The sequence below is a fragment of the Nocardiopsis halotolerans DSM 44410 genome, assembly GCF_000341065.1.
Lineage (GTDB): Bacteria > Actinomycetota > Actinomycetes > Streptosporangiales > Streptosporangiaceae > Nocardiopsis > Nocardiopsis halotolerans.
In genome coordinates this window covers 1-5,393 of record NZ_ANAX01000347.1, presented here as the reverse complement: position 1 = coordinate 5,393, position 5,393 = coordinate 1, and the positions used below count along the sequence as shown (strand labels likewise).

The 5,393-nt window shown below is 74.2% G+C and carries 1 protein-coding gene and 1 pseudogene; both read left to right on the top strand.

The features are described from left to right. Nucleotides 1-388 (top strand): annotated as a pseudogene (locus tag D455_RS34320) (DUF4132 domain-containing protein); the annotation flags it as partial. Beyond that, a complete protein-coding gene (locus D455_RS0125645; protein WP_017573522.1) occupies nucleotides 385-5,373 on the top strand; it encodes a hypothetical protein in 4,989 nt (1,662 codons plus the stop codon). The pseudogene D455_RS34320 and the gene D455_RS0125645, both read left to right, overlap by 4 nt. Nucleotides 5,374-5,393 lie beyond the last annotated feature (20 nt).

The following is a 5,393-nucleotide window of genomic DNA, read 5'->3' as shown; positions in this document are numbered from 1 at the left end:
CATCACCCAGCGCCTGCCCCAGCTCACCCGCGAGATCCACCGCAAGCCCGCCGAGGTGCCCGACACCACCGTCGTCGAGGACTACTCCGGCGGACGCTTCGAGCAGCTGCGCCACGCCACCGGCCGCGCCCAGCGCCTCGGTTTCTCCGTCCGCGGCGGCTACGCCGTCTGCCGGATCGGCGAGGAGGGCCACCCGGTGCAGGCACGCTACTGGATCGGCTCCGACGCGCCCGACTTCGAGACAGAGACCGGTCACCTGCTGTGGGTCGACGCCGACGAGCGGGCCCTGCCGCTGAACGAGGTGGGCCCCATCGCCTGGTCCGAGGGCGTCCGCATGGCCGAGCTCGTCCACGCGGGCCGCGCGAACACCGAGGAGGGCACGTCATGAGCACCGCCCCCGGCAACGGCCTCCTCGACGCGGGACTGGCCTCCCCCGACACCCCCGCCGACGCGGGCGCCGACACCGTGCGCGCCCGTTCCTACACCCATCCCTCCCTGGCCGGACGCACGGTCGTGCGCCTGGTCCCCGACACCCTCGCCCCGGCCGAGGACACGGCCCTGGACTTCCTCGGCTTCGCCACGGGGGAGCCCTCCGAGCCCCTGGCGCTGGCCCGACAGCGCGGTCTGGGCTACCCCGAGTGGGCGCTGGTCCACGACCCCGGGAGCCGGTCGAGGGCGCTGGCACTGGTCCGCCCGATGGAGCGGGCCGCGCGGCTGGCCGCGTCCAAACCCGGAGCGGCCGCCGACGAGTTCGACCACATCGCCGAGGACGTTCCCCTGCCGCACCTGCCCGCCTACTGGGAGCAGGCCGGGCGGGCCTTCGTCGCCGCCGACAACGCCCGTGTCGCCGCCGTCATGTTCGGCCGGGCCCGCGAGGCCGAGCGCGTGTACGGCCTGCCGGTGGACGAGACCACCCGCAGGGAGTCCTTCCTGGAGTTCGCCTTCGCCGGGGCCCTGACCGTCAGGGCCCTGGCCGGGCACGCCACCGAGCTCGCCGAGCGCTACGATCCCGCCCGCGCCCACGCCGAGTTCCGCGAGCTGAGCCTGCGCCGCACCCTGGGCGGTCTGCCGCCCTGGACCGGCCTGCCCAAGCAGATGCGCACCCTGGCCAGGGCGGCCGGGCTCGATCCCCAGACCGAGGAGACCGCGCTGCTGCGCGAGCTGCTCGACGTCCCGGCCACCTCCTCCGCCCCGGAGGGGTTCTGGAAGGCCGTCCGCCGGTCCCTGGTCGTCCTGGGGCGCTCCGACGCCGACGCCGCCCGTTCCCTGCTGAGGCTGTTCGTCTCCGGTGACACCGGCTTCCAGGAGTGGTGGCTGGAGCTGCTCGACGACGCGGGGGCCGTCGACCTGCTCGCCGACCCCGGCCAGCCCGTCCCCGGAGGTGCCGCCTCCTGGCTCTCCCGGATGGTCTCCCACTGCCAGGGCTGGCGCAGGAGCATGCCCGCGCGCCTGATGGACGTGGTCGCGCGCGTGGCCGACCGGCTCCGCGCCGACGGCGAGCCCGTCCACCTCGAAGGCGACGGCCGCACGGGCGAGGTCTCCCCGACCCTGCTCGACCTGTGCCTGGAACTGGGCGTGCCCGTCCACGAACCGGACAGGGTGCGTCTGGACCTGGGCGCCTGGGTGAGGGGCGAGGGGGGTCCCCGCCGCGATCTGGCGTGGATCCGGTCCCATCCCGTGTGGGAATCCCACCTGGCCGAGGCCGTCGTCGTGTACGGCGTCACGCATCACCCGGGTCTGGAGGACCTGCTGGCCCACGACCACCTGCACCCCTACGTGGACCGCAGGCTGGGCGAGCTGATCGGGGACATGACGGGCGCGGGGCTGGTCGAGGCGGAGACCTCCCTCGAGCGGCTCAGGAGGGAGGCGGGCGGGGCCGTCTTCCGGGCCTTCCCCGAACGCCGTGCCCAACTGGAGACCGTCGACGTCGCCGAGGCGTTCGCCACCACCCTGCGCGCGGGGCTCCTCGGCGAGTACGGATGGGAGGCGCTGGAGGAGGCCGCCCGCGAGCTCGGCGCGACCGATGTCTGGTCCGGGACCCGACCCAGGATCACCAGTACGGCCAGCTGGCCGGTCCTGACCCTGTCCTCCAGGACCAGGGCCATCGCGGTGGGGCCGCAGGGGAGGGTCGCCGAGCACGACCTGCGTCTGCCTCCAGGTGCCGAGGAACCCGTGGCCGTCTACGCCGACGGCGCGTTCCTGGTCGCCTATCGTGACAGCACCGACTATTACGGCGACCGTTCCGGTTACTGGTCCACCGACCCGGGCACCAAGCTGTCCTTCCGAGGCTCTGACAACGCGCCGCGCCACTGGTCCGAGGAGGACCGCTCGACCGGGCCCGCCCGGCTCACCACCGACGGGGCCCGCATGGGCGGTCGCCGTGCGATCCGGGCGGGGGACGTCCCGGACCGCAGGGACCTGCGCGTGTTCAGTGACGGACACACCCACTGGGTCCTGGACGGCCACCCCAACTGGATCCAGAACGGCCGTACCCTCTACGAGGTGGATCCCGCCACGGGGGACCGGGGCCGGGCCAGTCTTCCCGCCTTCCTGGAGGAGCACCCCCTGACCGAGGGCGAGGAGTTGGTGCCTGGTGCCTCCTCCCTCGTGCCCCTACCCGAACCCACACCGGACAGTCCGGTGGGCGGTGCCTCAGGATTCGCGGGTTTCGCGGTCGCGGTGACGCGGCGGGGAGCGGAGGGAGGGGTGTACCGGGTCACCGACACCGACGGTCGCTCCGTGAGCGTTCCCACGCGGTATCCGCACGACTACCTTCACCGCGGCGCCCCCGTCGGGCTGTTCACCGCGCCCGGAGGCGCCACCCACGCCCTGAGCACCGGCGGCGGTGGCAGGATCACCCTCCACACCGCTGGCGGGTTCGGGGAGGTCTGGTCCTGTTACCCCGGCGATACGGGCAGGTGCACCGCCAGGTGGGGCACCCCCTATCTGCCCGGCCCGCTCTTCCTGCACTTCATGAGGGTGCGGGACGCCCGTGCCTCCGCACGGCTGCGCGCCGTGGACGCGGACGACGTGGCGGCACTCCTGGAGGCGGCCCTGGCCGAGGAGGAGGAACTCCAGGAGATCGGGCCGGGTCCCGCACGTCCCTGGTCGCGCGCAGGGCAGGGGTCGAACCCCTTCGTCCGCAGCGGTGCGGGTGTCGGAGAGCCCGAGCGGACCAGGGCGGCGGCCGCCGCGCTGCTCTCCGGCGGTTCCGGCGGGAACACGCCCCACGACGGCCTGGTCTGGAACGTCACCGGGATGGCGTACTCCGCGGCGCGGCTGTGGTGGAACCTGGACGACTACGTCGCCGAGATCGCCAGGGACGCCGAACGCGTACAGGCCGAGCCCGACCCCGAGCACCTGTCCCGAGGGCTCGCCCGTTTCCTACCGGGAAGGACCACGAGCAGCGGTGACACCCGCGCACACATCGAGGTGACCTCGCGGTTCCTGCGCGGCGACATCGGAACCGAGGAGGTGGGCAGGCGCCCACGCGGCGGTATGGACTGGGAACCGCTCGTGGGCCGCATCGGCGCCCTGGCCTGGTACGCGGCCCTGCCCACCACGGGCGCCGACGAACGGGACGCGCTGGGGGACTTCCTCGGCCGCTGGGCGGGGACGGTCTTCGCCGACCGCGGGGTCACCCTGGACACCGGCGGGCTCACCGGTGCGGACGACCCGGAGACCGGAACGGAGGAGTTGGCGCCCCTGGCCGGGGAGGGCGCCCGCCGTGTGGGGACGGACCTGTGCACTCGGTTCCGCACGGACACCGACGACCACGTCCGCGTCGACCGGTTCGTCGAACTCCACTCCGGCACCCCGCTGCCCGTCAAAGCCCCCCACGCGGAGCACGAGCGCCACAGGGCGGACCTGGCCTGGGGCGACACCGCGCAGTTGACCGCCCTCACCACGGCCCTCGCCCAGTCCGGCCCCGTCCCGTGGGACCCGGCCGCGGCCGAACTCCTGGCCCGGCGCACCGGTCTGCCCCGGGCGGCCGCGGTCCTGCTTCTGTCCGCCCACCGGAGCGGGGACGCCCGTCGCCTCACCACCCACACGCGTAGGCTCCTGGGCCTGTCCACCGTCGACGTGGACCTCGGTGGGCGGGAACTGGACGGACTGTCCGGCGCGGAACTGCTCGACCTGTACCGCGACGCGCTCCCGTCGACCCCCGAGGGCATCACCGCACTGTGGGAACCGGGCGGCACCCTGGGTGTGGCCGAACGCCTCGCCGAGGCCTGGAACGCCCGCTTCGGGAGCAGGCTCGCCCTGGCTGAGGACACCCTGTCCGCGTTCCAGACGGCCAAGCTCGACCGGGTTCCCACCGACGGGCTCCGCCTGCTGGCCGACCACACCACCGAGGCGGCCCTGTCCCGGGACGCCTCCTGCACCCTGGACGTGCGGTACACCCACTACAACCACCCCTTCACGGCGCTCGTCCAGGAGCCCGAGGAGACGGGTGACCTCGACGACGTCGTCGCCGACCTCGCCCACCTCATTCCGTGGGCGTACGCCGAACTCCCCGCGGGCGATCCCGTCCGTGAGGGGATCCCCGCCGCCCTGGCCGTCGTCAGGGAACGGTTGAGGGCGCCCGAGCTGCTGTTCAAGGCGGCACAGCTGTGGAACGACAACCCCGAACGCCTGCTGGAGGCGGTGGGCGGCCACCCCTACCGCGGCGCGAACGGCGAGACCCCCTTCCCCGCCAGCGCCGACAACGGCACGGCCGTGCTGACCGTGGGCACCGGCGGCGAGGCCGTCCTGTGGTTCCGGCCAGCCGAGCTCGGCACCGACGTCCGGTCCCGGGTACTGCGCGGGCTGGTCGCCGAGGACCCCGGCTACGCCTGGCACGGGGTCCTGGCCGAGGTGGATCTGCTGCTGGGCGCGGACTTCTCCGCCATCGCGGAGAGGATCTCCTCCGGGGAACTCGCCGAGGGGGCGCACGAGTACGATCCGGCCGCCTGCGTCCCCGACCTGCTCGCCGAGGCGGCGCGCGAGCTCGGCCTGTCCCCGGACGCGGCACGCCTGTACCTCCAGCTGCTGACCGTGCTCGAACCCACCGACCGGCGGGTGCGGGCGGTCAACGGCTGGACCCCGGCGCGGCACCGCAGGGCGCAGGCCGAGCTGCTGGAGACGGACCTGGTGCTCACCGCCAAGCGCGCCCGCGCGGGCCGCTCGGTGTTCGTCCCCGGCCCCTGGACCGACGCCCAGGCGCCGAACCTGCCGTACGAGGCGTGGAAGCTGCCCCTGTACGACCTGGCGGACGGCTCCGGAGGCCTGCCCTTCAGCCGGCACGTGCGCCACCAGCCAACGCGTCCGCTCCCGGACCTGTTCACCGAGGCCTGGAAACGGTTCCGCGGCGGCGACCGGCCCGGGCTCTAGCCCACGGCCGCCGGAGCGGC